At 69.1% G+C, this 21,111-nt stretch carries 22 protein-coding genes; 7 read left to right on the top strand and 15 right to left on the bottom strand.

Translation table 11 applies throughout. The features are described from left to right. Nucleotides 1-3 precede the first annotated feature (3 nt). The 3 genes from glcE to CLU95_RS16265 all read left to right on the top strand — a co-directional run bounded on the left by glcE (nucleotide 4) and on the right by CLU95_RS16265 (nucleotide 2,917). Complete coding sequence (gene glcE / locus CLU95_RS16255) at nucleotides 4-1,122, top strand: glycolate oxidase subunit GlcE (protein ID WP_099797339.1); 1,119 nt, start codon at nucleotides 4-6, stop codon at nucleotides 1,120-1,122. Between the two features lie 23 nt (nucleotides 1,123-1,145). After that, the gene (gene glcF, locus CLU95_RS16260) at nucleotides 1,146-2,384 is read left to right on the top strand and encodes a glycolate oxidase subunit GlcF (protein WP_099794572.1); all 1,239 of its coding nucleotides are present in this window, start codon (nucleotides 1,146-1,148) and stop codon (nucleotides 2,382-2,384) included. Between the two features lie 98 nt (nucleotides 2,385-2,482). Continuing rightward, nucleotides 2,483-2,917 carry a hypothetical protein gene (locus CLU95_RS16265; protein ID WP_099794573.1) on the top strand — a complete coding sequence of 145 codons (435 nt, stop codon included), beginning with the start codon at nucleotides 2,483-2,485 and terminating at the stop codon, nucleotides 2,915-2,917. Here CLU95_RS16265 and CLU95_RS16270 read toward each other — a convergent pair whose 3' ends face one another. The 3 genes from CLU95_RS16270 to lplT are packed head-to-tail and all read right to left on the bottom strand — an operon-like array spanning nucleotide 2,918 to nucleotide 5,672. Continuing rightward, entirely contained in the window at nucleotides 2,918-3,406 is a 489-nt protein-coding gene (locus tag CLU95_RS16270; protein ID WP_099794574.1) for a glutathione peroxidase, read from the bottom strand. An 11-nt stretch (nucleotides 3,407-3,417) separates the two neighbouring features. After that, a complete protein-coding gene (locus tag CLU95_RS16275) occupies nucleotides 3,418-4,308 on the bottom strand; it encodes a DMT family transporter (protein ID WP_099794575.1) in 891 nt (296 codons plus the stop codon). A gap of 59 nt (nucleotides 4,309-4,367) precedes the next feature. Beyond that, nucleotides 4,368-5,672: a lysophospholipid transporter LplT gene (lplT, locus tag CLU95_RS16280; protein ID WP_099794576.1), complete on the bottom strand. Its 1,305-nt coding sequence runs from the start codon at nucleotides 5,670-5,672 to the stop codon at nucleotides 4,368-4,370. Between the two features lie 170 nt (nucleotides 5,673-5,842). Between lplT and alr the strand changes: the two genes are divergently transcribed. Further along, complete coding sequence (alr, locus tag CLU95_RS16285) at nucleotides 5,843-6,940, top strand: alanine racemase (RefSeq protein WP_099794577.1); 1,098 nt, start codon at nucleotides 5,843-5,845, stop codon at nucleotides 6,938-6,940. Here the strand turns inward: alr and CLU95_RS16290 are convergent. Further along, the gene (locus CLU95_RS16290; RefSeq protein ID WP_099797340.1) at nucleotides 6,883-7,821 is read right to left on the bottom strand and encodes a LysR family transcriptional regulator; all 939 of its coding nucleotides are present in this window, start codon (nucleotides 7,819-7,821) and stop codon (nucleotides 6,883-6,885) included. The two genes, alr and CLU95_RS16290, sit on opposite strands and share 58 nt — an antisense overlap. A 141-nt stretch (nucleotides 7,822-7,962) precedes the next feature. Here CLU95_RS16290 and CLU95_RS16295 point away from each other — a divergent pair, with 141 nt between their 5' ends. The 3 genes from CLU95_RS16295 (at nucleotide 7,963) to CLU95_RS16305 (ending at nucleotide 10,782) form a co-directional block, all read left to right on the top strand. Further along, on the top strand, nucleotides 7,963-8,919 hold the full coding sequence (locus CLU95_RS16295; protein WP_099794578.1) for a DMT family transporter: 957 nt from the start codon (nucleotides 7,963-7,965) through the stop codon (nucleotides 8,917-8,919). A 97-nt stretch (nucleotides 8,920-9,016) separates the two neighbouring features. After that, on the top strand, nucleotides 9,017-9,730 hold the full coding sequence (locus CLU95_RS16300) for a YebC/PmpR family DNA-binding transcriptional regulator (protein WP_099794579.1): 714 nt from the start codon (nucleotides 9,017-9,019) through the stop codon (nucleotides 9,728-9,730). A 248-nt stretch (nucleotides 9,731-9,978) separates the two neighbouring features. Beyond that, complete coding sequence (locus CLU95_RS16305) at nucleotides 9,979-10,782, top strand: hypothetical protein (RefSeq protein WP_099794580.1); 804 nt, start codon at nucleotides 9,979-9,981, stop codon at nucleotides 10,780-10,782. A gap of 16 nt (nucleotides 10,783-10,798) precedes the next feature. Here CLU95_RS16305 and CLU95_RS16310 read toward each other — a convergent pair whose 3' ends face one another. From CLU95_RS16310 to hpaE, 11 genes are read right to left on the bottom strand one after another with little or no spacing between them, the layout of a single operon-like run. Further along, nucleotides 10,799-11,776 carry a 2-dehydropantoate 2-reductase gene (locus tag CLU95_RS16310; RefSeq protein WP_099794581.1) on the bottom strand — a complete coding sequence of 326 codons (978 nt, stop codon included), beginning with the start codon at nucleotides 11,774-11,776 and terminating at the stop codon, nucleotides 10,799-10,801. A 13-nt stretch (nucleotides 11,777-11,789) separates the two neighbouring features. Beyond that, complete coding sequence (locus tag CLU95_RS16315) at nucleotides 11,790-12,581, bottom strand: class II aldolase/adducin family protein (RefSeq protein WP_099794582.1); 792 nt, start codon at nucleotides 12,579-12,581, stop codon at nucleotides 11,790-11,792. A gap of 18 nt (nucleotides 12,582-12,599) precedes the next feature. Next, on the bottom strand, nucleotides 12,600-13,592 hold the full coding sequence (locus CLU95_RS16320; protein WP_099794583.1) for a Bug family tripartite tricarboxylate transporter substrate binding protein: 993 nt from the start codon (nucleotides 13,590-13,592) through the stop codon (nucleotides 12,600-12,602). A gap of 37 nt (nucleotides 13,593-13,629) precedes the next feature. Then, nucleotides 13,630-15,366: a dihydroxy-acid dehydratase gene (gene ilvD, locus CLU95_RS16325; protein ID WP_099794584.1), complete on the bottom strand. Its 1,737-nt coding sequence runs from the start codon at nucleotides 15,364-15,366 to the stop codon at nucleotides 13,630-13,632. 41 nt (nucleotides 15,367-15,407) lie between these two features. Then, nucleotides 15,408-16,229: a 4-hydroxy-2-oxoheptanedioate aldolase gene (gene hpaI, locus CLU95_RS16330; protein WP_099794585.1), complete on the bottom strand. Its 822-nt coding sequence runs from the start codon at nucleotides 16,227-16,229 to the stop codon at nucleotides 15,408-15,410. A gap of 12 nt (nucleotides 16,230-16,241) precedes the next feature. Further along, nucleotides 16,242-17,045 (bottom strand): 2-oxo-hept-4-ene-1,7-dioate hydratase, encoded by an 804-nt coding sequence (gene hpaH / locus CLU95_RS16335; protein WP_099794586.1) that lies wholly within the window; start codon nucleotides 17,043-17,045, stop codon nucleotides 16,242-16,244. A gap of 19 nt (nucleotides 17,046-17,064) precedes the next feature. Next, nucleotides 17,065-17,472: a 5-carboxymethyl-2-hydroxymuconate Delta-isomerase gene (locus CLU95_RS16340; RefSeq protein WP_099794587.1), complete on the bottom strand. Its 408-nt coding sequence runs from the start codon at nucleotides 17,470-17,472 to the stop codon at nucleotides 17,065-17,067. 20 nt (nucleotides 17,473-17,492) lie between these two features. Continuing rightward, nucleotides 17,493-18,320, bottom strand: coding sequence for an extradiol ring-cleavage dioxygenase (locus CLU95_RS16345; RefSeq protein WP_099794588.1), 828 nt, complete (start codon nucleotides 18,318-18,320; stop codon nucleotides 17,493-17,495). Then, nucleotides 18,317-18,652, bottom strand: coding sequence for an aromatic ring-opening dioxygenase subunit LigA (locus CLU95_RS16350; RefSeq protein WP_099794589.1), 336 nt, complete (start codon nucleotides 18,650-18,652; stop codon nucleotides 18,317-18,319). Before CLU95_RS16350 ends, CLU95_RS16345 begins: the two co-directional genes overlap by 4 nt. A gap of 3 nt (nucleotides 18,653-18,655) precedes the next feature. Further along, nucleotides 18,656-19,630: a Bug family tripartite tricarboxylate transporter substrate binding protein gene (locus CLU95_RS16355; RefSeq protein ID WP_099794590.1), complete on the bottom strand. Its 975-nt coding sequence runs from the start codon at nucleotides 19,628-19,630 to the stop codon at nucleotides 18,656-18,658. Continuing rightward, nucleotides 19,627-21,093, bottom strand: a complete 1,467-nt coding sequence (gene hpaE / locus CLU95_RS16360; protein ID WP_099794591.1) for a 5-carboxymethyl-2-hydroxymuconate semialdehyde dehydrogenase — start codon at nucleotides 21,091-21,093, stop codon at nucleotides 19,627-19,629. Before hpaE ends, CLU95_RS16355 begins: the two co-directional genes overlap by 4 nt. Between the last annotated feature and the right edge of the window lie 18 nt (nucleotides 21,094-21,111).

The raw sequence follows: 21,111 nt of genomic DNA on the forward strand, positions 1-21,111 counted from the left end.
AACATGGACACCGCCCTCCAGCAGGTCGTCGAGCGCGTGCGCGCCGCCGCGGCCGATGCCACGTCGCTGCGCCTGCGCGGCGGCGGCACCAAGGATTTCTACGGCCAGCCGCCGCACGGCGAACTGCTCGACCTGCGCGCGCTCGCTGGCATCACCAGCTACGAGCCCAGCGAGCTGGTCGTCACTGTGCGTGCCGGCACGCCGCTGGCCGAGCTCGAGGCCGCGCTCGCCGAACAAGGCCAGTGCCTGCCCTTCGAGCCGCCGTGCTTTGCAGACGGCGGCACCGTCGGCGGCATGGTCGCCGCGGGCCTCAGCGGCCCGGCGCGCGCCAGCGTGGGCGCGGTGCGCGACTACGTGCTCGGCACCACGCTCGTCAACGGCCGCGCCGAGGTGCTGAGCTTCGGCGGCCAGGTGATGAAGAACGTCGCCGGCTACGACGTCTCGCGCGTGCTGGCGGGTTCGCTCGGCACGCTGGGCGTGATCGCCGAAGTGAGCCTCAAGGTGCTGCCCGTCGCGCCCGCCGAGGCCACGCTCGCGTTCGCCTGCACGCAGGCCGATGCGCTGCGCCTGCTCAACGAGTGGGGCGGACGCCCGCTGCCGCTGAACGCGAGCAGCTGGTTCGAACACGCGCCCGGCGCGGGCGTGCTGCGCCTGCGGCTGCGCGGTGCCGTGGCGGCCGTCGAAGCGGCCTGCACGCAACTCGGCGGCGAACGCCAGGACCCGGCGCGCGCGGCAGCAGGCTGGGCCGCGCTGCGCGACCAGCGCATGCCGTGGTTCGCACTCGATGAGGCCGGTTCGCTGGCGCTGTGGCGCCTGTCGGTGCCGCAGACCGCGCCGGTGATCGCCATCGAGGGCTGCGCCGCACCGCTGGTCGAGTGGCACGGCGGGCAGCGCTGGTACCTTGCGCCGCCCGCACAGGCTGCGCGTCTGCGCGAGGCCGCGCAGGCAGTGGGCGGCCATGCCACGCTGTTCCGTGTGCCCGCAGCGCAAGCGGCCGACTGCAGCGTGCCGCGCTTCGACGCATTGAGCGCGCCGGTGGCGCGCATCCATCGCGCGCTGATGCAGGAGTTCGATCCGCACGGGGTCTTCGACCGCGGACGGCTCTTCGCAGGCGACCACTAAAAAAAGAAACGACACCACCCGCGATGCAAACCGAACTAGCCCCCGAATTCCGCGACACCGACGCGGGCCGCGAAGCCGAAGCCATCCTGCGCAAGTGCGTGCACTGCGGCTTCTGCACCGCCACCTGCCCGACCTACCAGCTGCTCGGCGACGAGCTCGACGGGCCGCGCGGGCGCATCTACCTCATCAAGCAGGTGCTCGAAGGCCATGCGCCCACGCGCAGCACGCAGCTGCACCTCGATCGTTGCCTTACCTGCCGCAACTGCGAGAGCACCTGCCCGAGCGGCGTGCAGTACGGGAACCTGGTCGACATCGGCCGCAAGATCGTCGACGAGAAAGTGCCGCGCCCTGCCATGGAGTCGGCTACGCGCTGGCTGCTCAAGGAAGCGCTGCCGTCGCCGCTGTTCGGCCCCGCGATGAAGCTGGGCCAGTCGGTGCGCGGGCTGCTGCCCGAGGCCCTGAAAGCCAAGGTGCCCGCCAAGCAGGACGCCGGCCGCTGGCCCACCGCCACGCATGCGCGCAAGGTGCTGATGCTCGCGGGCTGCGTGCAGCCGTCGATGGCGCCGAACATCAACAGCGCCACCGCGCGCGTGCTCGACGCGGCCGGCATCCAGGCCGTGGTCGCGCCCAAGGCGGGCTGCTGCGGCGCCGTGAAGTTCCACCTCAACGACCAGGAAGGCGGCAAGGCGCAGATGCGCGCCAACATCGATGCGTGGTGGCCTTTTGTCGAGCGTAACGAGGTCGAGGCGATCGTGATGAACGCCTCGGGCTGCGGCGTCACCGTGCGCGAGTACGGCCACCTGCTGCAGCACGACGCAGCCTATGCCGCGAAGGCCGCGCGCATCAGCGCGCTCACGCGCGACCTGAGCGAGCTGCTGCCCGACCTCTTGCCCGCGCTGCAGGGCCGCGTGCGCGCGCCCGACGGCGTGGTCGCCTACCACCCGCCGTGCACGCTGCAGCACGGCCAGAAGCTGCGCGGCGGCGTCGAGACGCACCTGCGCGCGCTGGGCTTCGACGTGCGCGTGGCGATGAACGAATCGCACCTGTGCTGCGGCTCGGCCGGGACCTACTCGGTGCTGCAGCCTGAGCTGGCCTATCCGCTGCGCGACCGCAAGCTCAGCCACCTGAAGCAGCTGCAGCCCACGACCATCGCCTCGGCCAACATCGGCTGCATCACGCACCTGCAAAGCGGCAGCGGCGACACGCCGGTGCGGCACTGGGTCGAGCTGCTCGACGCGGCGCTGCAGCCGCCGGCAGGGTAGGGCCTGCGCGGACGGCACCCTACGTTGTCGTCCGACGCGCGCGAACGGCACTCGGGGCGCATCATGGCGAACCGAAGACGCTGCAAGGAGTTCGTGCCATGTCCTTCGATTCTGCTTTTTCGCTGCGCCGTGCGTTGCTGGCCGCTGTCTGCATCGCAGGCACCGTCGCCGCGCAGGCGCAGCAGCCGCCGTCGGCCCTGCCGCCCTGGCAGGGCATCGGCACCACGCGCTATGTGTGCGGCGGCATCGGCTCCGACGAGTCGACCGCCATGCGCGCCGCCATGAAGAGCCATCCGCTGGCGCTGCTGTTCGCGCGGGCCGACGGTGCCTACCTGGCCAACCTGAATGTCGCGATCAAGGGCGGCGACGCGAACTCGTCGGCCGCGATGGCCTTCACCGCCACCGGGCCGGTGTGCCTCATCGACGTGCCGGCGGGGCGCTATGTGATCGACGTGAGCACGACGACCGGCGAAACCAAGAGCCAGACCGTGACGGTCGGCGGTGCGCCGAAGACGGCGGACTTTCGCTTCTGATCAGCCGGCGGCGAGCGCCGCCTCGATGTCGCGCGTGAGCGAGGCCGGCGTGTCCAGCGGCGCGTAGCGCTTGAGCACCGCACCGTCGCGCCCGACCAGGAACTTGGTGAAGTTCCACTTGATCGCCGTGCTGCCCAGCAGGCCCGGCTTTTCCTTGGTGAGCCACTGGTACAGCGGCACGGCATTGCTGCCGTTGACGTCGATTTTCTCCATCATCGGGAAGCTCACGCCGTAGTTGGTCATGCAGAAGGCGCCGATTTCCTCGTTGCTGCCCGGGTCCTGGCCGCCGAACTGGTTCGACGGAAAACCCAGCACCGTGAGGCCCTGGCCGGCGTACTTTTCGTGCAGCGCTTCCAGTCCTTCGAATTGCGGCGTGAACCCGCACTTGCTCGCCGTGTTGACGATCAGCAGCACCTTGCCGCGGAAGGTCGAGAGCTTCACCGGCTTGCCGTCGATGCGGGTGGCCTCGAAGTCGTAGACGCTGGTCATGGGGGAGTTCCTCAGGTGGACGCGGAAACGCCATCATCGCGCGCGGGCGGGGTTCGCGCAAACGCCGACCACACCGCGCCCAGCACGATCAGCGCGCCGCCGATCAGGATGCGCGAGTTCATGGTGGACGCGCCCAGCGCCACCGACGAGACGCTCGCGAACAGCACTTCCGACAGCATGATCACCGAGGTCGCGCTGGCCGCCAGCTTCGGCGCGCCGTACTGCAGGCACACGTTGGCGACGATGAACCCCGTGCCCAGCAGCGCGGCCCAGCCCAGCCAGCCCGGCGTGGCGAGCAGCGGCGACTGGATGCCGCCGAACACGGTGCCGCCCACTGCGCCGACGCCCGCCACCAGAGTGCAGCCCCAGAACATCGCCAGCGCGCGCGACTCGCCCGGTGCATGCCGCAGGTGGCGCAGCACGATGTTGGTCACGGCAAAGCCGAAGCCCGCCGCCACGCCCAGCCAGTCGGGCAGGCTCGAGGGCACGGGCCAGTCGGTGCCCGGTGCCTTCAGCACCACCACCACGCCGGTGAGCGCCAGCGCCACCCGCGCCAGCGCGCCGCCCGTCGGCCGCTCGCCCAGCAGCAGCCAGGCCAGCAGCACGCTCCACAGCGGCATCAGGTAGAACAGCAGCACCACGCGCACCACGTCGCCCTGCGTCACGGCCCAGTTGAAGCCCACGTTGGTGAAGCCGGCCGCCAAGCCCAGCGCCACCAGCATCGGGAAAGAAGCGAAGGCCTTCCAGGCGTGCCGGCGCACGAGGCCCATCGCCGTGGCGATGACGAGGTAGATCAGGCAGGTGGTCCACAGCGGATGCAGCCCATGGCTGGCGATCTGGCGGAAGGGAATCCAGGACACGCCCCACACGAAGGCGTTGAACATCAAGGCGAGTGCGGGCATGGGGCGTTGGAGTGGGGGCGCTCGGCGCGCCGGCCATTCACCAACGCGGTCGCGCAAGGTCAGTGGTGCTTGTCGCTGCGGGCGATGGCCAGCAGGTGCTCGACCTCTTCAGGGTACTTCTTGAGGTTGTTCTCGTGCCAGCGCTTGATGAGCCACATGCAGCCCGCCACCACGAGGCCGAAGGCGCTGATCGCGCCGTAAGCCGACAGGCCCAGGCCCGTGCACACGCTGTAGAAGCCGCCCAGCAGAAGAATGCAGGCCTGCTCGTTGAAGTTCTGCACGGCAATGGAGCGGCCCGCGCCCATCAGGTTGTGGCCGCGGTGCTGCAGCAGCGCGTTCATCGGCACCACCAGGAAGCCGCCCAGGGCGCCCAGGATGATCAGGAACGGCACCGCCAGCCAGACGTTGCCGATGAAGTTCATGCCGATCACCATCACGCCCATCGCGATGCCCATGGGGATCACGCGCGTGGCCATGTCCAGCCGCATGTACATCGAGGCCACGATGGCGCCCACTGCGGTGCCGATGGTGACCACGCCGGTCAGCGCCGAGGCCTGGGTGGTGTTGTATTCGAGCGCCACGGCGGCCCAGGCCAGCACGATGTACTTGAGGTTGCCGCCCGCGCCCCAGAAGAGCGTGGTGGTCGCCAGCGAGATCTGGCCCAGCCGGTCGCGCCACAGGCGGGCGTTGCAATGCCAGAAGTCGGGCAGCAGGCCGGCCAGGTTGCGCGCCATGCTCTGCGCGGGGTCGGAGCGCAGCGGGCGCATCTCGACGCCGGTGTGCGGGATGCGGGTGTTGAACCAGGCCGCGAGCACGTAGACAAAGATCAGCACCGCAATGGCGGCCTCGGCCGGCGAGTCGATGCCGGTGTCGATGAGCGGCAGGTCGATCATCAGCAGGTGGCTCGACACCGCATGGCCCACCAGCATGCCGCCGAGCACGATGCCCAGCAGGATCGAGGCGATGGTCAGCCCTTCGATCCAGCCGTTGGCCTTGACCAGCTGCGACGACGGCAGCAGCTCGGTCAGGATGCCGTACTTGGCCGGCGAGTAGGCCGCGGCCCCCAGGCCGACGATGGAATACGACAGCAGCGGGTGCGAACCGAACAGCATCATCAGGCAGCCGATCACCTTGATCGCGTTGCTGATGAACATCACCTTGCCCTTGGGCAATGCGTCGGCAAAGGCGCCCACCAGCGGGGCCAGCACCACATAGAAGACCGCGAAGATCGGCACCAGGGCGGCCCGCTGCCATTCGGGGGCGCCGGAACTTCGCATGAGATCGACGGCAACGACGAAAAGCGCTTGGTCGGCCAGCGACGAAAAGAACTGGGCCGACATGATCGTGTAAAAACCGCGCTTCATCGATGGGCTGGCTGGCCAGAGGGTCTGCTGGCGGTAGTGAAAAAGTGTCGCGTCAGGCGCGAATGGGCGGTTATAGCATGGGGGTACGACGCGAATTCAGGCATCCCCACGGGATTCGACCCCATTCCCGAAGATGCTAAAACGTGGTCTGAAACCACCCGAACACCGCCATGCCGCGCCCCATTCTCGCCACCGTCCACACCGCCGCCCTGCGCCACAACCTCGAGCGCGCCCGCCGCTCGGCCGTCGACGCCCGTGTCTGGGCCGTGGTCAAGGCCAACGCCTACGGGCATGGCATCGAACGTGTCTTCGAGGGCCTGCGCGGCGCCGACGGCTTTGCGCTGCTCGATCTGGCCGAGGCCGAACGCGTGCGCGCGCTGGGCTGGCGCGGCCCGGTGCTGCTGCTCGAAGGCGTGTTCGACGCGCGCGACCTGGAGCTGTGCTCGCGGCTCGACCTCTGGCATTCGGTGCACTGCGACGAGCAAATCGACATGCTCGCGGCCCACAAGACCCTGAAGCCGCAGCGCGTGTTCCTGAAGATGAACTCCGGCATGAACCGCCTGGGCTTTTCGCCCGAGCGCTTCGGCTCGGCCTGGACGCGCCTCAATGCGCTCCCGCAGGTCGACGAGATCTCGCTCATGACGCACTTCAGCGACGCCGACGGCCCGCGCGGCATCGAGCACCAGCTCGAGGTGTTCGAGCGCGCCACGCGCGACCTGCCCGGCGAGCGCTCCATTGCCAACAGCGCGGCCACGCTGCGCCACGCGCCGCGCACGCGCGGCGACTGGGTGCGCCCCGGCATCGTGCTGTACGGCAGCGCCCCCGACTTCCCCGAGCACGACGCGGCGCACTGGGAGCTGCAGCCGACCATGACGCTGTCGACCCGGCTCATCTCGGTGCAGACACTGAAGGCCGGTGACACCATCGGCTACGGCTCGCGCTTTGCGGCCGAAGGCCCGCTCACCATCGGCATCGCGGCGGTCGGCTATGCCGATGGCTACCCGCGCCACTGCGACACCGGCACCCCGGTGCTCGTGAACGGCGTGCGCACCCGCATGGTGGGCCGCGTGAGCATGGACATGATCACCGTCGACCTCACGCCCGTGCCCGACGCGCAGTTCGGCGCCGAGGTCACGCTGTGGGGCCGCTCGGCCCTGACCGGCGCGGTGCTGCCGATCGATGAGGTGGCGCAGGCCGCCGGTACCGTCGGCTACGAACTCATGTGCGCGGTCGCGCCGCGGGTGCCCTTCGCACCGGCTGACGAATAGCCGCTGCCGGCCAGCGCGCCGAGCAGGTGCTCCACGAGCACCCGGCACTTGGGCGGCAGGTAGCGGCTCGGCGGGTACATCAGCCACGCGTGCCCCTGGTAGGTGCCCTGCAGCGTCCAGTCGGGCAGCACGCGCACCACGCGGCCGTCGTCCAGCGCCTCGCGCGCCGTGAAGGCCGGCACGCAGGCCACGCCCAGGTCCGCGAGCGCGCCGTCGAGCCGCATCTCGCTGTGGTTGCAGACGTAGCGGCCGTCCACCACCACCTCGACCTCGTCTTCACCTTCTTTTCGAAAGCGCCAGTGGTGGTCGCGCGCGTGCTCGCCCAGCGACAGGCAGCTGTGCGCACGCAGGTCGTGCGGGTGCGTGATGGCGGCGTGGCGCGCCAGGTAGGCCGGCGTGGCGCACAGGAGGTGTTCGACCGCCATCAGCCGCCGCGCCACCAGCCCCTCGGGCGGCGCCGTGGTCAGCCGCACCACGAGGTCGACGCCTTCGCGGATCGGGTCGATGTCGCGGTCGGCCACGATCAGCTGCACGTCCACTTCTGGATAAGCGCGCAGGAAGTCGAGCAGGTGCGGATGCAGCACGCGCCGTGCAAAGGCCTTCGGCGCGCTCAGGCGCACCCGGCCGGCCGGCGTGCGCGCGAACTGCGCGCCGATGTCCATCGCACCCTGCGCCGCCGTCACCAGCTCGCGGCAGCGCGCAAAAGCCTCGGCGCCGGGCTCGGTGAGCCGCAGCTGGCGCGTGGTGCGCTGCAGCAACTGCACGCCGATCTCCTGTTCGAGCCGCTTCACCTGCCGGCTCGCGGCCGAGGGCGTGATGCCCAGCAGGTCGGCGGCGGCCGAGAAGCTGCCGAGCTCGGCGACCCGCACAAAGGTCACCATCTCGGACAGCACCTTGAGAAATGAATTCGTTCCGACCACGCAACAGTCCTGTTCCGGCCGACGGCTGTGCGGCCCTGGTGCCGCCCGGAACAATGCGCCTTCTCTTCTTCTTTCAGGCGCCCCGGGCCGCGGGCAGACAGTATGGATTCAAAGGCGTTGCAAGGTGCGGTCCCGGTGGGGCGCAGGTCGTGGACGGCCGGCTTCGGCCCCGCCGAACTCATGCTGCTGCTCGTGGCGGCGGTCTGGGGCGGCAGCTACGCGGTGGCCAAGCAGGCGACGCAGCAGCTGCCCGTGCTCGAGTTCGTCGCGCTGCGCTTTGGCCTCACCTTTCTCGTGCTGCTGCCCGCGCTGCGACCGCTGTGGCGTGACCCGCAGTGGCGCCAGGGGCTTGCCGTGGGCGGCCTGCTGGGTGCCAACCTGCTCGCCATCTTCCTGTGCGAGACCTTCGGCGTCTCGCTGACCTTGGCGAGCAACGCCGCCTTTCTCATCAGCTTGTGCGTGGCGATCACGCCGTTCGTCGAATGGTGGCTGCTGGGCCGGCGGCCGGCGCGGCGCGTGTTCTGGGCGGCCGGGCTCTCGGCCGTGGGCGCGGCCCTGCTGTCGGCGCCCTCGCTCGCCAGCCTGTCGATGGGGTGGGGCGACGCGCTCATGCTTGCCGCCGCCTTCCTGCGCGCCGTCATGGTGTGCCTCACCCGCCGGCTGGCGGGCCGCCACAACCTGCCGGCGCTCACGCTGACGGCCGTGCAGTCCGGCGTGATGGCGCTGGGCGCGGCGGCGCTCTCCTTGCTGGCCGTGTCGGGCGGCGGCACCTGGCACCTGCCGCCCGCCACGGCCGGCTTCTGGTGGGGCATGGCCTACCTCGTGCTGCTGTGCACCGTGTTCGCTTTCTTCGCGCAGAACCATGCGGCCTCGCGCAGCAGCCCGAGCCGTGTGTCGCTGCTCATGGGCAGCGAGCCGGTGTTCGGCGCGGCCATCGCGGCCCTCGGGCTGGGCGAGCGCATCGGCGCCTGGGGCTGGGCCGGCGGCCTGCTGATCGTGGGCGCCGCCCTGTGGGTGAGCCTGGCGCCAGAGGAGGGCGAGCAGAAGGGGCGCCCCTGACGGCGGAAGGGGCCCCCGCTGTGCGAGGCCTCCGGCTCGTGGCATCCTCGGGGGCTGCGGCGTTTCGCCGCCCCCCACAACACCAAGGAATTCAGACATGGGCGCGCAATGGAAAGCCAAGCACAAGGACGTGGCCGCGAACGCCAGGGGCCGTTTGTTCGGCAAGCTGGCCAAGGAAATCATGATGGCCGCGCGCAACGGCGCCGATCCGGGCTCGAACGCGCGGCTGCGGCTGGTCGTCGAACAGGCCCGCAAGGTCTCGATGCCGAAGGACACGCTCGACCGCGCCATCAAGAAGGGCGCCGGCCTCACGGGCGAGGCAGTGCACTTCGACCACGTCATGTACGAGGGCTACGCCCCGCACCGCGTGGCCGTGATGGTCGAGTGCCTGACCGACAACGTGAACCGCACCGCGCCTGAAATGCGCGTGCTGTTCCGCAAGGGCCAGCTCGGCACCTCCGGCTCCGTCTCGTGGGATTTCGACCACCTCGGCATGATCGAAGCCGAGCCCGCCAGCAAAGAGGCCGACGCCGAGGTGGCCGCCATCGAAGCCGGCGCGCAAGACTTCGAGCCGGGCGCCGACGACGGCACCACCCTGTTCCTGACCGAAGCCGCCGACCTCGACCTCGTGAGCCGCGCACTGCCGGCCCAGGGCTTCACCGTGCTGTCGGCCAAGCTCGGCTACCGGCCCAAGAACCCGGTCGATCCGGCGAGCCTGAGCGCTGCGGACCTGGAAGAAGTCGAAGCGTTTCTTGCCGCCATCGATGCGAACGACGACGTGCAGAACGTGTACGTCGGGCTCGCGGGTTGAACTGAAGGCTTGAGCTGTCGGGGATCGTTCAGGGCGGCGATCCCGCCGACGGGGAGCCTTGCTCCGCGAATGTTCCCCGCCCTTCGGGCTCCTCCTTGATTTCGCTGCGCAAGGCACCCCATCAGCGTGATCGTTCTTCAGAGCACTCGTTGATCGGCCGCAACCGCAGAGCGTGCACATGCCCTGAACATCTTCGAATGAACCGAACTGCCGCCGGAGACAATCCGCCCCGGAGGAAAACAGTTCACATGACCCATTCGACGAAGAAACGAACGCCGTCGCGTGCCGCACGGCATGCCCTCGGCCTGGCACTGGCCATCGCCGGCTTCTCGGCGCAAGCCCAGACCGAAGCGCCGTCACCGGCCGCAGACCCGCCCGCAGCCACTGCATCGGCGCCTGCCCCTGCCGCGATCGATGCAACCCAGCAAACCCGTCTGCGCTTCAACCGCGGCACCTACAAGCCCGGCATCGAGCACCTGCGCGTGGTGCGCCGCGAGAACACGATCAACAACGTCGCCGGACAGGTGGCGCTGAACGTCGCGTTCGCGGTGCTGGCCGGCGGCGTGGGTGCGCAAGGCTTCTCGAAAGACGACCTGGGCGGCACCACGCTCGAAGAACTCAAGGACGACCCGCTCGGCGTCAACCCCGCCATGAGCGAACTCAACGACGCCTTGAGCAAGGTCGCCACCGACATCTACCGCAAGCGCGCCGAGGCTGCGCTGGCCACCGCCCTGACCGACGGTTCCACGCCCGAGGAAATCGAGGCCGCGCGCCAGATTCCGAAGGAAGCCGACACCCTGCTGCTCCCCGGGCCGTGGCATCTCGTCTACGAAAACCTGCTGGGGTCCGACGAGCTGTTCCGCCTCAAGTTCGGCGCCGACCTGGGGCGCCCCGGCTTCATGCGCCCGCCGATCGAATGCCGCTACCAGTCGGAGCCGGTCGCATGGGCCCGGTGGCAGGCCGACAACTGGCAACTGCTGCGCGACGAGCGCGCGAAGGCCGTGGAGGCCTGCACCAAGTTCATCGCTGCCGCGCCTGAAAAGCGCTGGTAAGTCAGCGGCAGGCTGCTCAGTACAACCCGAGCTGCCGCATCCGCAGCCGCGCCAGCCCCAGCAGCGCATCCGTGAACGGCGTGGCCACGCCCGTCAGCTCGCCCAGCTCGCGCACCACGGTGACGAGCGCATCGAGCTCGACCGAGCGGCCCGCTTCCACGTCCTGCAGCATCGAGGTCTTGAACGCGCCGAGCTTCATCGTCACCGCGTGCCGGTCTTCGGGGCTTTGCGTGATCTCGATGCCGATGCGCCGGCCGATCTCCTTGGCCTCGAGCATCACCGCCGAGATGAAGCCGCGCACGTAGTCGTCGCCCATGATCAGGTCGGTGGTGGCGCCCGTGAGCGCGCTGATCGGGTTCACCGTCATGTTGCCCCACAGCTTGAACCACACGTCCTTCTGGATCTGCGGCGACAGCGTGGTGTCGATGCCCGTGCTTTTCAGCAGCTCGACCAGCTTCTGCACGCGCGGCGTGGCCTCGCCCGAAGGCTCACCCACGATCAGCCCGTTGCCGAAGTGGTGCCGCACCACGCCCGGTCCGTCGAGCGAGCAGCTGGCGTGCACCACGCAGCCGATCACGTTGCGCGACGGAATGGCCTTGGCAATAGCGCCTTCGGGGTCGACGGCCGCGAGCCGGCGCCCCGTGATCTCGCCGCCGAAGCCGCCTTCGAGGAACCACCACGGCACGCCGTTCATCGCGACCAGCACGATCGTGTCGGGCCCGATCAGCGGCCCGATGCGTTCGGCCACGCCGGCCAGTGCGGGCGCCTTCACGGCGATCACCACCAGGTCTTGAACGCCAAGCGCCTCGGGGTCGGCCACCGCGTTCACCGGCACGCGCGTGCGCACGTCGCCCCGCATCAGCGAGAGGCCGTCCTTCTGCAGCGCGTCGAGCGTGGCACCACGCGCCACCACGTTGAGGCGCTCGCCTGCCTGTGCAAGGCCGACGCCGATCCATCCGCCGATCGCGCCGGCGCCGTAAATGCAAATCTTCATGGGAACAGGTGCCTCAGTTGCGGTAGCTCGGGTCGATGCGGTCCACCTGCCGCACCAGCGCATTGAACACGTCCTGCCCGGCGCCATGCGCGGGGCTGAACTGCAGCGCGTCGCGCGTGCAGCGCTGCGCGATCTCTTCGCTCACTGGAATGGCCGCGCCCATCGAGAAGGTCGCCATCTGGATCTCGCACGCGCGCTGCAGCGTCCACAGGATCGCGAAGGTCTGCGGCAGCGTCTGGCCCCAGGCCAGCAGGCCGTGGTTGCGCAGGATCACCGCGTTGCGGTCACCGATGCTCTTGAGCAGGCGCGGGCCTTCGTCGGCATGGATCGTGATGCCCTCGAAGTCGTGGTACGCCACCATGCCGTGCAGCTGGGCGGTATAGAAATTGGTCTGCTGCAGGCCGCCCTGCAGGCAGGCCACGGCCACGCCGGCCGTGGTGTGCGTGTGCATCACGCAGTGCGCGCCTGGCAGGCCGTCGTGGATGGCCGCATGCACTACGAAGCCGGCCGGGTTCACCAGGTGCGTCGAACCGTCGAGCACCTTGCCCTGCAGGTCGATCTTCACCAGGTTGCTGGCCGTCACCTCGCTGTAGTGCAGGCCGAAGGGGTTGATGAGGAACTGCTTCTCGCCACCCGTCACGCTGTCGGGCAGCCGCACCGTGATGTGGTTGTAGATCATCTCGACCCAGCCCAGCATCGCGAACACGCGATAACAGGCCGCGAGCTCTTCGCGCGCGGCGCGCTCGTCGGGATGGATCGAGGGATGGACCAGCGCCGACGGCGCAGTGGTGGCGAGTGTGTTCATGGCAGTTCCTTCATGTGATTAGCCTTCCGCGGTGAAGCCGACTTCCTTGACGATCGGCGCCCACTTGGCGGTGTCCTTCTTCAACAGATCGCCCAGCTCGGCGGGCGTGGAAGACATGGCTTCCAGGCCGAAGGTGCCGAGGCCGTCGATCACGTCCTTCTGCGCCAGCGCGTTCTTCATCGCCGTGTTCAGCTTGGCCACGAGTTCGGGCGAGGCCTTGGCCGGCAGGAAGAAGGCGAACCATTCGCTGTGCGCCATGTTCTTGATGCCCTGCTCGCCGAAGGTCGGCACATCGGGCGCGAAGCGGCTGCGCTTGGCACCCGACACGCCCAGGATGCGCACCTTGCCCGACTGCAGATGCTGCGTGATGTCGCCGATGGGGCCCGACACCGCCGAGATGTTGCCGCCCAGCAGGTCGAGCATGGCCGGCTGCGTGCCGCGGTAGGCCGCATGTTTGAGTTCGACGCCGCCTTGCTTGCCCAGCAGCGCGCCGATGAAGTGCGGCGTGGAGCCCGCGGCCGGCGAGCCGTAGTTGGCGCCGGCCGGGTTGGCCTTGGCCCAGGTGAGGAACTCGGGCACCGTCTTGACGGTGGCCGGCACGGCCGGGCCCACGGCGAAGCCGAAGTCGAAGATGCAGGCCAGGCTCACGGGCGTGAGGTCGACCATCGGGTCGTACGGCAGCTTCTTGTAGATGTGCGGGTAGATCGTGAGGATCGACGTGGGCGTCTGCAGGATGGTGGTGCCGTCGGCCGGGCGGCCCTTCACGTAGCTCACGGCAATCTGGCCGCCCGCGCCGGTGCGGTTCTCGACCACGGCAGTCTTGGCGTAGTCGGGGCTCAGCTTCAGCGCAAGGCGCCGGCAGGTGGTGTCCGAGGTGCCGCCGGCCGCGAAGCCGGTGACGATGGTCGCGTTCTCGAGCGCGGCAGCCTGCGCGAAGGCCTGCTGGCCGAGGCTGGCGAGCAGCGCCGAAGCGCCGGTGGACTGCAGCATGTGGCGGCGGGTGAAGGTCATGTCTGTCTCTTTTCGGGTGGGTGAGGAGTCAACAGGATCACGACTCGTCGCGCAGCCAGGTGACCGCGCCCGAGTGGGTCACGGCGCCCTGGTGGGCAGGGCGCACGGTGAGCGCGTATTTTTCCAACAAACCACCGTGCACCACCCCCGCGTTTACCTCACGTCCGGCCAGCCGCGAGGCGATTTCTTCGGCGCTCAGCTCCACCGAAATGCTGCGCGCCGCGGCGCGTGCATCGATGGCCACCATGTCGCCGTCGCGCAGCACCGCGATCGGCCCGCCGTCGGCCGCCTCGGGCCCCGCGTAGCCGATGCACAGGCCGCGCGTGGCGCCCGAAAAACGCCCGTCGGTCAGCAGCGCCACCTTGTCGCCCATGCCCTGGCCGTACAGCAGCGCGGTGATGCCCAGCATCTCGCGCATGCCGGGGCTGCCCTTGGGGCCTTCGTTGCGGATGACGATCACGTCGCCCGCTTCGTAGCGGCGGTTCTGCACGGCGGCCTGTGCTTCTTCTTCCGAGTTGAAGACGCGCGCCGGGCCGCGGTGCACCAGCGTCTGCAAGCCTGCCGTCTTGAGCAGCGCGCCGTCGGGGCAGAGGTTGCCCTTGAGCACCGCCAGCCCGCCGTCGCGCGTGATCGGGTTGCCCGCTGCGCGCACCACGCGGCCGTCGGGCGCGGCAGCGTCGGCCACTTCCTCGGCCAGCGTGCGGCCGGTGAAGGTGAGGGCGTCGCCGTGCAGGAAGCCTTGTTCCAGCAGCGTGCGCAAGATGACGCCCGCGCCGCCGATGTAGTACACGTCGCGCGCCAGGTACTGGCCGCCTGGGCGCAGGTCGGCAATGAGCGGCGTGCGCGCGAAAATTTCGGCCACGTCGTCCAGGTGGAACTTGATGCCGGCCTCGTGCGCGATCGCCGGCAGATGCAGCGCCGCGTTGGTCGAACCGCCCGTGGCCGAGACCACGGCACAGGCGTTTTCGAGCGCCTTGCGCGTCACGACGTCGCGCGGCAGCGGACCGTCGCCCATCACCGCCTTCATGAGCTGTTTCGCGGCGCGGCGCATCAGCGGCGCGCGCTCGCTGAACACCGCGGGCACCATGCTCGAGCCGATGGGCGCCAGGCCCAGTGCTTCCGACACCATGCCCATCGTGTTGGCCGTGAACTGCCCCGCGCAGGCGCCGGCCGTGGGCAGGCAGGCGCGGCTCATCGCGTCGAGCTCGTCGTGCGTGGCCGTGCCGGCCAGCACCTTGCCGATGGTCTCGTAGGTGTCGACCACGTTGAGGTCGCGGCCATCGGGCCCGGGCATCTGCCCCGGCAGGGCCGAGCCGCCGTGCACGAACACGCTGGGCACGTTGCAGCGGACCATGCCCATCATCAGGCCCGGCAGGTTCTTGTCGCAGGCGCCGATGGCGAAGATGCCGTCCCACTGGTGGCCGCGCGTGGACGCTTCCACGCTGTCGGCGATGAGCTCGCGCGAGATCAGCGAGAAGCGCATGCCCGAATGCGCCATCGTCAGGCCGTCGCTCACCGACACCACGGGGCATTCGTGCGGCGTGCCGCCGCCCGCGTAGATGCCGGTCTTGGCGTGCTGCGCCTGCTCGCGCAGGTTCAGGTTGCACGGGCTCATCTCGCCGCCTGTGTGGAACACGCCGACATGCGGGCGCGCGATGTCCTCGTCGTCCTGGCCCAGTGCGTGCAGGAAGCTGCGCGTGGTCGCGCGGATCGTGCCCTCGCGGATGGTGGCGGAGCGAAAGCGCTTGGGTGTCGGGTCGGTGGGCGTGGTCATGCGGCTGGCGGAAGCTGGCTCGTGAAAGGGGGCGTGGGAGGTCAGTAGCCGTTGGGCGCGGTGGCGCCCGGCGCGGTCTTGTACTTCGCAAGCAGCTGCTTCGCCGCCGCCGCGAGCAGGATCGTGTCGACGCCCACGGCCACGAACAGCGCGCCGGCCGCGAGCCATTTGCGCGCCTGTTCCTCGGTGGTCGACAGGATGCCGGCCGCCTTGCCGGCCTTGCGGATGCGCGCGACGGCGTCGGCGATCACGGCCTGCACTTCGGGGTGGTTGGGTTGGCCCACGAAGCCCATCGAGGCCGACAGGTCGGCCGGGCCGATGAACACGCCGTCCACGCCCGGCGTGGCCGCGATGGCGTCGAGGTTCTTCATCGCCTCGACCGTCTCGGCCTGCACCAGCAGGCAGGTCTGTGCGTTGGCTTCGTGCAGGTAGTCGGGATACGCCTGCCAGCGCGAGGCGCGCGCCAGCGCACTGCCCATGCCGCGGATGCCTTCGGGCGGGTAGCGCATGCCCTGCACCAGCTTGGCGGCCTGCTCGGCGGTGTCGACCATCGGCACCAGCAGCGTCTGCGCGCCGATGTCCAGGTACTGCTTGATCAGCGTGGTGTCGCCGACGGGAATGCGCACGATGGGGTGCGAGCGCTGCGCGTCGGGCTGCGCCGACCACGCGCTGGAAATGCCCTGCAGTTGCGCGAGCACCGAGCGCACGTCGTTGGGCGCGTGCTCGCCGTCGACCAGCAGCCAGTCGTAGCCGGTGCCGGCCAGCAGCTCGGCCACGTAGCCGTCGCCCAGGCCGACCCACAGGCCGATTTGCGCTTGGCCGGCCTGCATGGCCTGCTTGAAAGTGTTGAGTGGGGTGTGCATGGAAAAAACTCGTCAGACGAAACGGAAAGCGATGGAGCCCAAAGGGCCGTAGTCGGCGTGGAAGGTGTCGCCCGGCACGGCGGTGGTGGGGCGCGTGAACGAACCGCCCAGCACGATCTCGCCGGCTTCGAGGCATTCGTCCCACGGCGCGAGCTTGTTCGCGAGCCAGGCCACGCCGGTGGCCGGGTGGTTGAGCACGGCCGCGGCCACGCCCGACTCTTCGATCACGCCGTTCTTGTAGAGCAGCGCGCTCACCCAGCGCAGGTCGACCGCGTCGGGCTTCACCGGCCGGCCGCCGAGCACGATGCCGGCATTGGCCGCGTTGTCGGAAATGGTGTCGAACACCTTGCGCGGCGCCTTGGTGTGGCGGTCGAACTGCTCGATGCGCGCGTCGATGATCTCGATGGCGGGCACCACGTAGTCGGTGGCGGCCAGCACGTCGAAGAGGGTCACGTTCGGGCCCTGCAGCTTCTTGCCGAGCACGAAGGCCAGCTCGACCTCGATGCGCGGCGCGATGAAGCGCGTGAACGGAATGTCGCCGCCCTGCTCGAAGAACATGTCGTCCAGCAGCGTGCCGTAGTCGGGCTCGTCGATCTGGCTGGACTGCTGCATGGCGCGCGAGGTGAGGCCGATCTTGTGGCCCTTCACGATGCGGCCTTCGGCGATCTTGTGCTTCACCCATTCGCGCGAGATGGCGTAGCCGTCCTCGATCGTCATCTCGGGGAAGCGCTTGGAAAAATGCTCGACCTGCACGCGCGACTTCTCGCTCTCGTGCAGTTCGGCGGCCAGTTGGGCGATGGTGGCGGTGGAGAGCATGGGGGCTCGCTTCTTGTGCTTAGGTCTTGTTGAACAGGGGGTGCAGGTTGCTGTGCTTGCCGTCGTACACCTGCCCCGGCGCTTCGTCGATCTGCAGTGTGATGCCGATGTGGCGCTGCGAGAAGACGGGTTCGAAATGCGTGCGCACGGCAGCCAGCAGCGCGTCGCCGGCTTTCTTCTTCACCGCCTCGGAACGGCCCGAGGCCATGCGCAGGTTGAGGTACACGAAGGCGTAGTCGGCCTGGCCGTCGGCCACCGCGTAGTGCGCGGCCGGGTAGGCCAGCACGCGCGTGCCGCCCGTGGGGAACACCGGCTTGCCGGCCTCGTCGCGCTGCGCGAGCATGGTGTCGGCCAGCGTGCGGCACAGCGCCGACACGTCGGTCTCGGCCTCGATGTTGGGCGTGTACAGGATCACGAGGTGCGGCATGCGTGTTCTCTTTTTTGGGTTCAGGCCACCGACATCACGGCGGCCGTGCAGGTCACCGCGAAGATCGGGATGGCCTTCATGTGGAAGATCTCGCCCTTGCCGCGCGCGGCCGCGGCCACGCTCAGGAAGGTGCGGATCTCGAAGCCGCCCTGGCCCGCTTCGCGGTACGTGGCCTCGTCGTTGTAGTCGTCTTGCGAGAGCAGCGCCTCGCGGTCGTTGGCGCACCAGCGGCGCATGAACTCGGCGTCCCACTCGGCATTCACCTTGCCCGAATCGGGCGTGGCCGGCCAGTGCGAGATGCCGCCCGTGCCCACCAGCGCGATGCGCTCGGGCGCCTTGTCGCAGGCGCGGCGCAAGGCCTCGCCGAAGGCCCACGCGCGGTGCAGCGGCGTGAGCGGCGGGCCCTGGCAGTTGATGTTCACGGGAATGACCTTGGTGTCGAAGTTCGGCGTGAGGAAGTTCAGCGGCACCATGATGCCGTGGTCGAACTTCCACTCTTCCGCGTAGGCCACATCCACGGTCTGCATCACTTCGCGGATCAGGCGCTGCGACAGCGCGGCGTCGCCGGGGATGGTGCGCGCCTCGATGCCCAGCCACTTCGGGTCTTCGATCGGGCCCTCGTAGCTGTCGGCCATGCCGATGGCGTAGGCCGGCATGTTGTTCATGAAGAAGTTCGCGAAGTGCTCGGCCGCGATGACGATCACCGCGTCGGGCTTGGTCGCGCGCATCGCCTCGCCGAAGCGATGGAACTGCGCGTGGAACTCGTCCTTCACCGCCGGATCGGCCAGGTGGGCGCGGCCCGTGATGCCGGGGGCGTGGCTGCACACGCCTGCAAAAACCAGACTCATACGCCTGCCACCTTTTCGTTCGTGCCTGTCGTCATCGCATAGATGCCCGCGCGCACGGGGCCGTACTTGCGCACGCCTTCGCGCATGGCTTCGAGGTAGTCCGCCCATGCGATGCCCAGCAACGGCGCGAAGTGCATCAGCAACTGGCCGTTGCACCCGAGCACGTAGAGCTTGCCGATGTCGCCGGTGCCGATCGCTTCGCGCTCTTCGTCGTTCAGGTCGTAGCCGGCCAGCAGCGCGGCGCGCGTGTCGCCGCCTTCGCCGAAGCGGCGCTGCACCTCGGCGTCGCGGTTCAGCGCGAACAAGAACTTCTGCATCGCATAGAGGCTCATGGGTCAGCCTTCGATCTGGATGTTGGCCTTGCGGATCACGTCGCCGTACTTCGCGATCTCGCTGCGGATGAACTCGGCAAAGCGCTCGGGCGTGCCCGACAGGGACGCGATGCCGCCCTTGTGGAACGCCTCGGTCACGGCCGGCGATGCCAGGGCGCGGTTCACCTCGGCGTTCATGCGTTGCACGATGGCGTCGGGCGTGCCGGCCGGGGCCAGCAGGCCGTTCCACGAATTGGACTCGATGGCCATGCCCTGTTCGGCCAGTGTGGGTATCGCGGGCGCGTACTGCGAGCGCTGCGCGGTCGCCATGCCCAGCGCCACCAGCTTGCCGGCCTGCACATGGCCGCGGAACTCGGGCCAGTTGCCGAACATGACGGTCACCTGGCCGCCGAGCAGGTCGGCCAGCGCGGGGCCCTGGCCCTTGTAGGGCACGTGCACGATGTCCAGGCCCATCTGCAGCTTGAGCATCTCGCCCGACAGGTGCGCCGAGGTGCCGTTGCCGAAGGAGGCGAAGCTCAGCGTGCCGGGCTTGGCCCTGGCCTGGTTGCGGAGGTCGGCCAGCGTCTTCAGGCCGCTGCCCGGGTGCGTGGCGAGCACGTGCTCCGACATGCCCATGAGCGCAACCGGGCGCAGGTCTTTCAGCGTGTCGTAGGGCAGCTTGCGCACCAGCGTTTGGTTGGCCGTGAAGCTGTTGGCCACGCACACGAAACTGTGGCCGTCGGGCGCCGACTTGGCGACCGCATCGACGCCGATCACCGTGCCGGCACCGGGCTTGTTCTCGACGATCACCGGCTGGCCCAGCGCCTTGCCGAGTTCGAGGCCGACGAGGCGCGCGACGAAGTCGGTGGTGCCGCCGGGCGTGAAGGGCATGACGATGCGCACGGGTTTGTTCGGCCATGCAGCTTGCGCGCGCGCCAGCGACGGCAGGGCCGCGAATGCGGCGGCGCCCTGCAGCAGCGTGCGGCGTTGCGTGTTCACGCCACGCCCCAGTGCGGAATGTGGTGCGAGCCCATCGACACCGCGATGTTCTTCGGCTCGCAGAACACTTCGTAGCTCCAGGTGCCGCCTTCGCGGCCCGTGCCCGAGGCCTTGGTGCCGCCGAAGGGCTGGCGCAGGTCTCGCACGTTCTGGCTGTTGACGAAGCACATGCCGGCCTCGACCGCGGCGGCCACGCGGTGCGCCTTGCCGATGTTCTCGGTCCACACGTAGCTGCTCAGGCCGTAGGCGATGTCGTTGGCCAGTTCGATGGCGTGCGCCTCGTCCTTGAACGGGATCAGGCAGGCGACCGGGCCGAAGATTTCTTCCTGCGCGATCTTCATGCGGTTGTCGACATCGGCGAACACGGTGGGCATCACGTAGTTGCCCTTCTTCACGCGGTCGGGCAGGTTCGACGGTGCATCGAGGCCGCCGCACAGCAGCGTGGCGCCTTCCTTCGGACCGAGCTCGATGTAGCTGCGCACCTTGGCCAGGTGGGCCTGCGAAATCATCGGGCCGACGATGGTCTTCTCGTCGAGCGGGTCGCCCACGGTGATGCGCTTGGCGCGCTCGGCGAACTTGGCGGCGAAGTCGGCGTAGATCGACTGCTGCACCAGGATGCGCGAGCCCGCCGTGCAACGCTCGCCGTTGTTGCTGAAGATCATGAACACGGCCGCGTCGAGCGCACGGTCGAGGTCGGCGTCTTCGAAGATCACGAAGGGGCTCTTGCCGCCGAGCTCCATGCTGAACTTCTTCAGGCCCGCGCTCTTCACGATGCGGTTGCCCGTGGCGGTGGAGCCGGTGAACGAGATCGCGCGCACGTCGGGGTGCGCCACCAGCGGCTCACCGGCTTCCTTGCCGTAGCCGTGCACGAGGTTCAGTACGCCGGGCGGAATGCCCGCTTCGAGCGCCAGCTCGCCCAGGCGCGCGGCCGTCAGCGGCGAGAGTTCGCTCATCTTCAGCACGGCCGTGTTGCCGAAGGCCAGGCAGGGCGCGACCTTCCAGGTGGCCGTCATGAACGGTACGTTCCACGGGCTGATGAGCGCGCACACGCCCACCGGATGGAACAGCGTGTAGTTCAGGTGCGTGGGCGTGGGGTAGGTGTGGCCGTCGACGCGCGTGCACATCTCGGCGAAGTAGTAGAAGTTGTCGGCCGCGCGCGGAATGAGCTGCTTGCCGGTCTGCGCGATCACCTGGCCGCAGTCGTTGGTCTCGGTCTGTGCGATCTCGGGCACGTGCTTGGCGATGAGGTCGCCGAGCTTGCGGATCAGCTTCGCGCGCTCGGGCGCGGGCATGCCGGCCCACTTGGGGAACGCGGCCTTGGCGGCCGCCACGGCGGCATTCACTTCGGCTTCGCCACCCGAGGCGACTTCGGCCAGCACTTCCTGCGTGGCGGGGTTGACGGTCTCGAAGTAGTCGGCGCCTTGGACTGGCTTGCCGTCGATGAGGTGATGGATCTGTTGCATGGGCGTGAAGGTGTTGCG

This window comes from Variovorax sp. 54 (genome assembly GCF_002754375.1).
Taxonomy (GTDB): domain Bacteria; phylum Pseudomonadota; class Gammaproteobacteria; order Burkholderiales; family Burkholderiaceae_C; genus Variovorax.

Coding starts and splice junctions, on each gene's coding strand:
- glcE (WP_099797339.1), top strand. CDS start 4: ATGGACACCGCCCTCCAGCAGGTCGTCGAGCGCGTGCGCGCCGCCGCG.
- hpaH (WP_099794586.1), bottom strand. CDS start 17,045: ATGCTCTCCACCGCCACCATCGCCCAACTGGCCGCCGAACTGCACGAG.
- CLU95_RS16310 (WP_099794581.1), bottom strand. CDS start 11,776: ATGAAGATTTGCATTTACGGCGCCGGCGCGATCGGCGGATGGATCGGC.
- CLU95_RS16320 (WP_099794583.1), bottom strand. CDS start 13,592: ATGACCTTCACCCGCCGCCACATGCTGCAGTCCACCGGCGCTTCGGCG.
- CLU95_RS16345 (WP_099794588.1), bottom strand. CDS start 18,320: ATGAGTCTGGTTTTTGCAGGCGTGTGCAGCCACGCCCCCGGCATCACG.
- CLU95_RS16350 (WP_099794589.1), bottom strand. CDS start 18,652: ATGAGCCTCTATGCGATGCAGAAGTTCTTGTTCGCGCTGAACCGCGAC.
- alr (WP_099794577.1), top strand. CDS start 5,843: ATGCCGCGCCCCATTCTCGCCACCGTCCACACCGCCGCCCTGCGCCAC.
- hpaE (WP_099794591.1), bottom strand. CDS start 21,093: ATGCAACAGATCCATCACCTCATCGACGGCAAGCCAGTCCAAGGCGCC.
- CLU95_RS16290 (WP_099797340.1), bottom strand. CDS start 7,821: ATGGTGACCTTTGTGCGGGTCGCCGAGCTCGGCAGCTTCTCGGCCGCC.
- hpaI (WP_099794585.1), bottom strand. CDS start 16,229: ATGCACACCCCACTCAACACTTTCAAGCAGGCCATGCAGGCCGGCCAA.
- lplT (WP_099794576.1), bottom strand. CDS start 5,672: ATGAAGCGCGGTTTTTACACGATCATGTCGGCCCAGTTCTTTTCGTCG.
- CLU95_RS16315 (WP_099794582.1), bottom strand. CDS start 12,581: ATGAACACACTCGCCACCACTGCGCCGTCGGCGCTGGTCCATCCCTCG.
- CLU95_RS16305 (WP_099794580.1), top strand. CDS start 9,979: ATGACCCATTCGACGAAGAAACGAACGCCGTCGCGTGCCGCACGGCAT.
- CLU95_RS16275 (WP_099794575.1), bottom strand. CDS start 4,308: ATGCCCGCACTCGCCTTGATGTTCAACGCCTTCGTGTGGGGCGTGTCC.
- glcF (WP_099794572.1), top strand. CDS start 1,146: ATGCAAACCGAACTAGCCCCCGAATTCCGCGACACCGACGCGGGCCGC.
- CLU95_RS16265 (WP_099794573.1), top strand. CDS start 2,483: ATGTCCTTCGATTCTGCTTTTTCGCTGCGCCGTGCGTTGCTGGCCGCT.
- ilvD (WP_099794584.1), bottom strand. CDS start 15,366: ATGACCACGCCCACCGACCCGACACCCAAGCGCTTTCGCTCCGCCACC.
- CLU95_RS16270 (WP_099794574.1), bottom strand. CDS start 3,406: ATGACCAGCGTCTACGACTTCGAGGCCACCCGCATCGACGGCAAGCCG.
- CLU95_RS16340 (WP_099794587.1), bottom strand. CDS start 17,472: ATGCCGCACCTCGTGATCCTGTACACGCCCAACATCGAGGCCGAGACC.
- CLU95_RS16295 (WP_099794578.1), top strand. CDS start 7,963: ATGGATTCAAAGGCGTTGCAAGGTGCGGTCCCGGTGGGGCGCAGGTCG.
- CLU95_RS16300 (WP_099794579.1), top strand. CDS start 9,017: ATGGGCGCGCAATGGAAAGCCAAGCACAAGGACGTGGCCGCGAACGCC.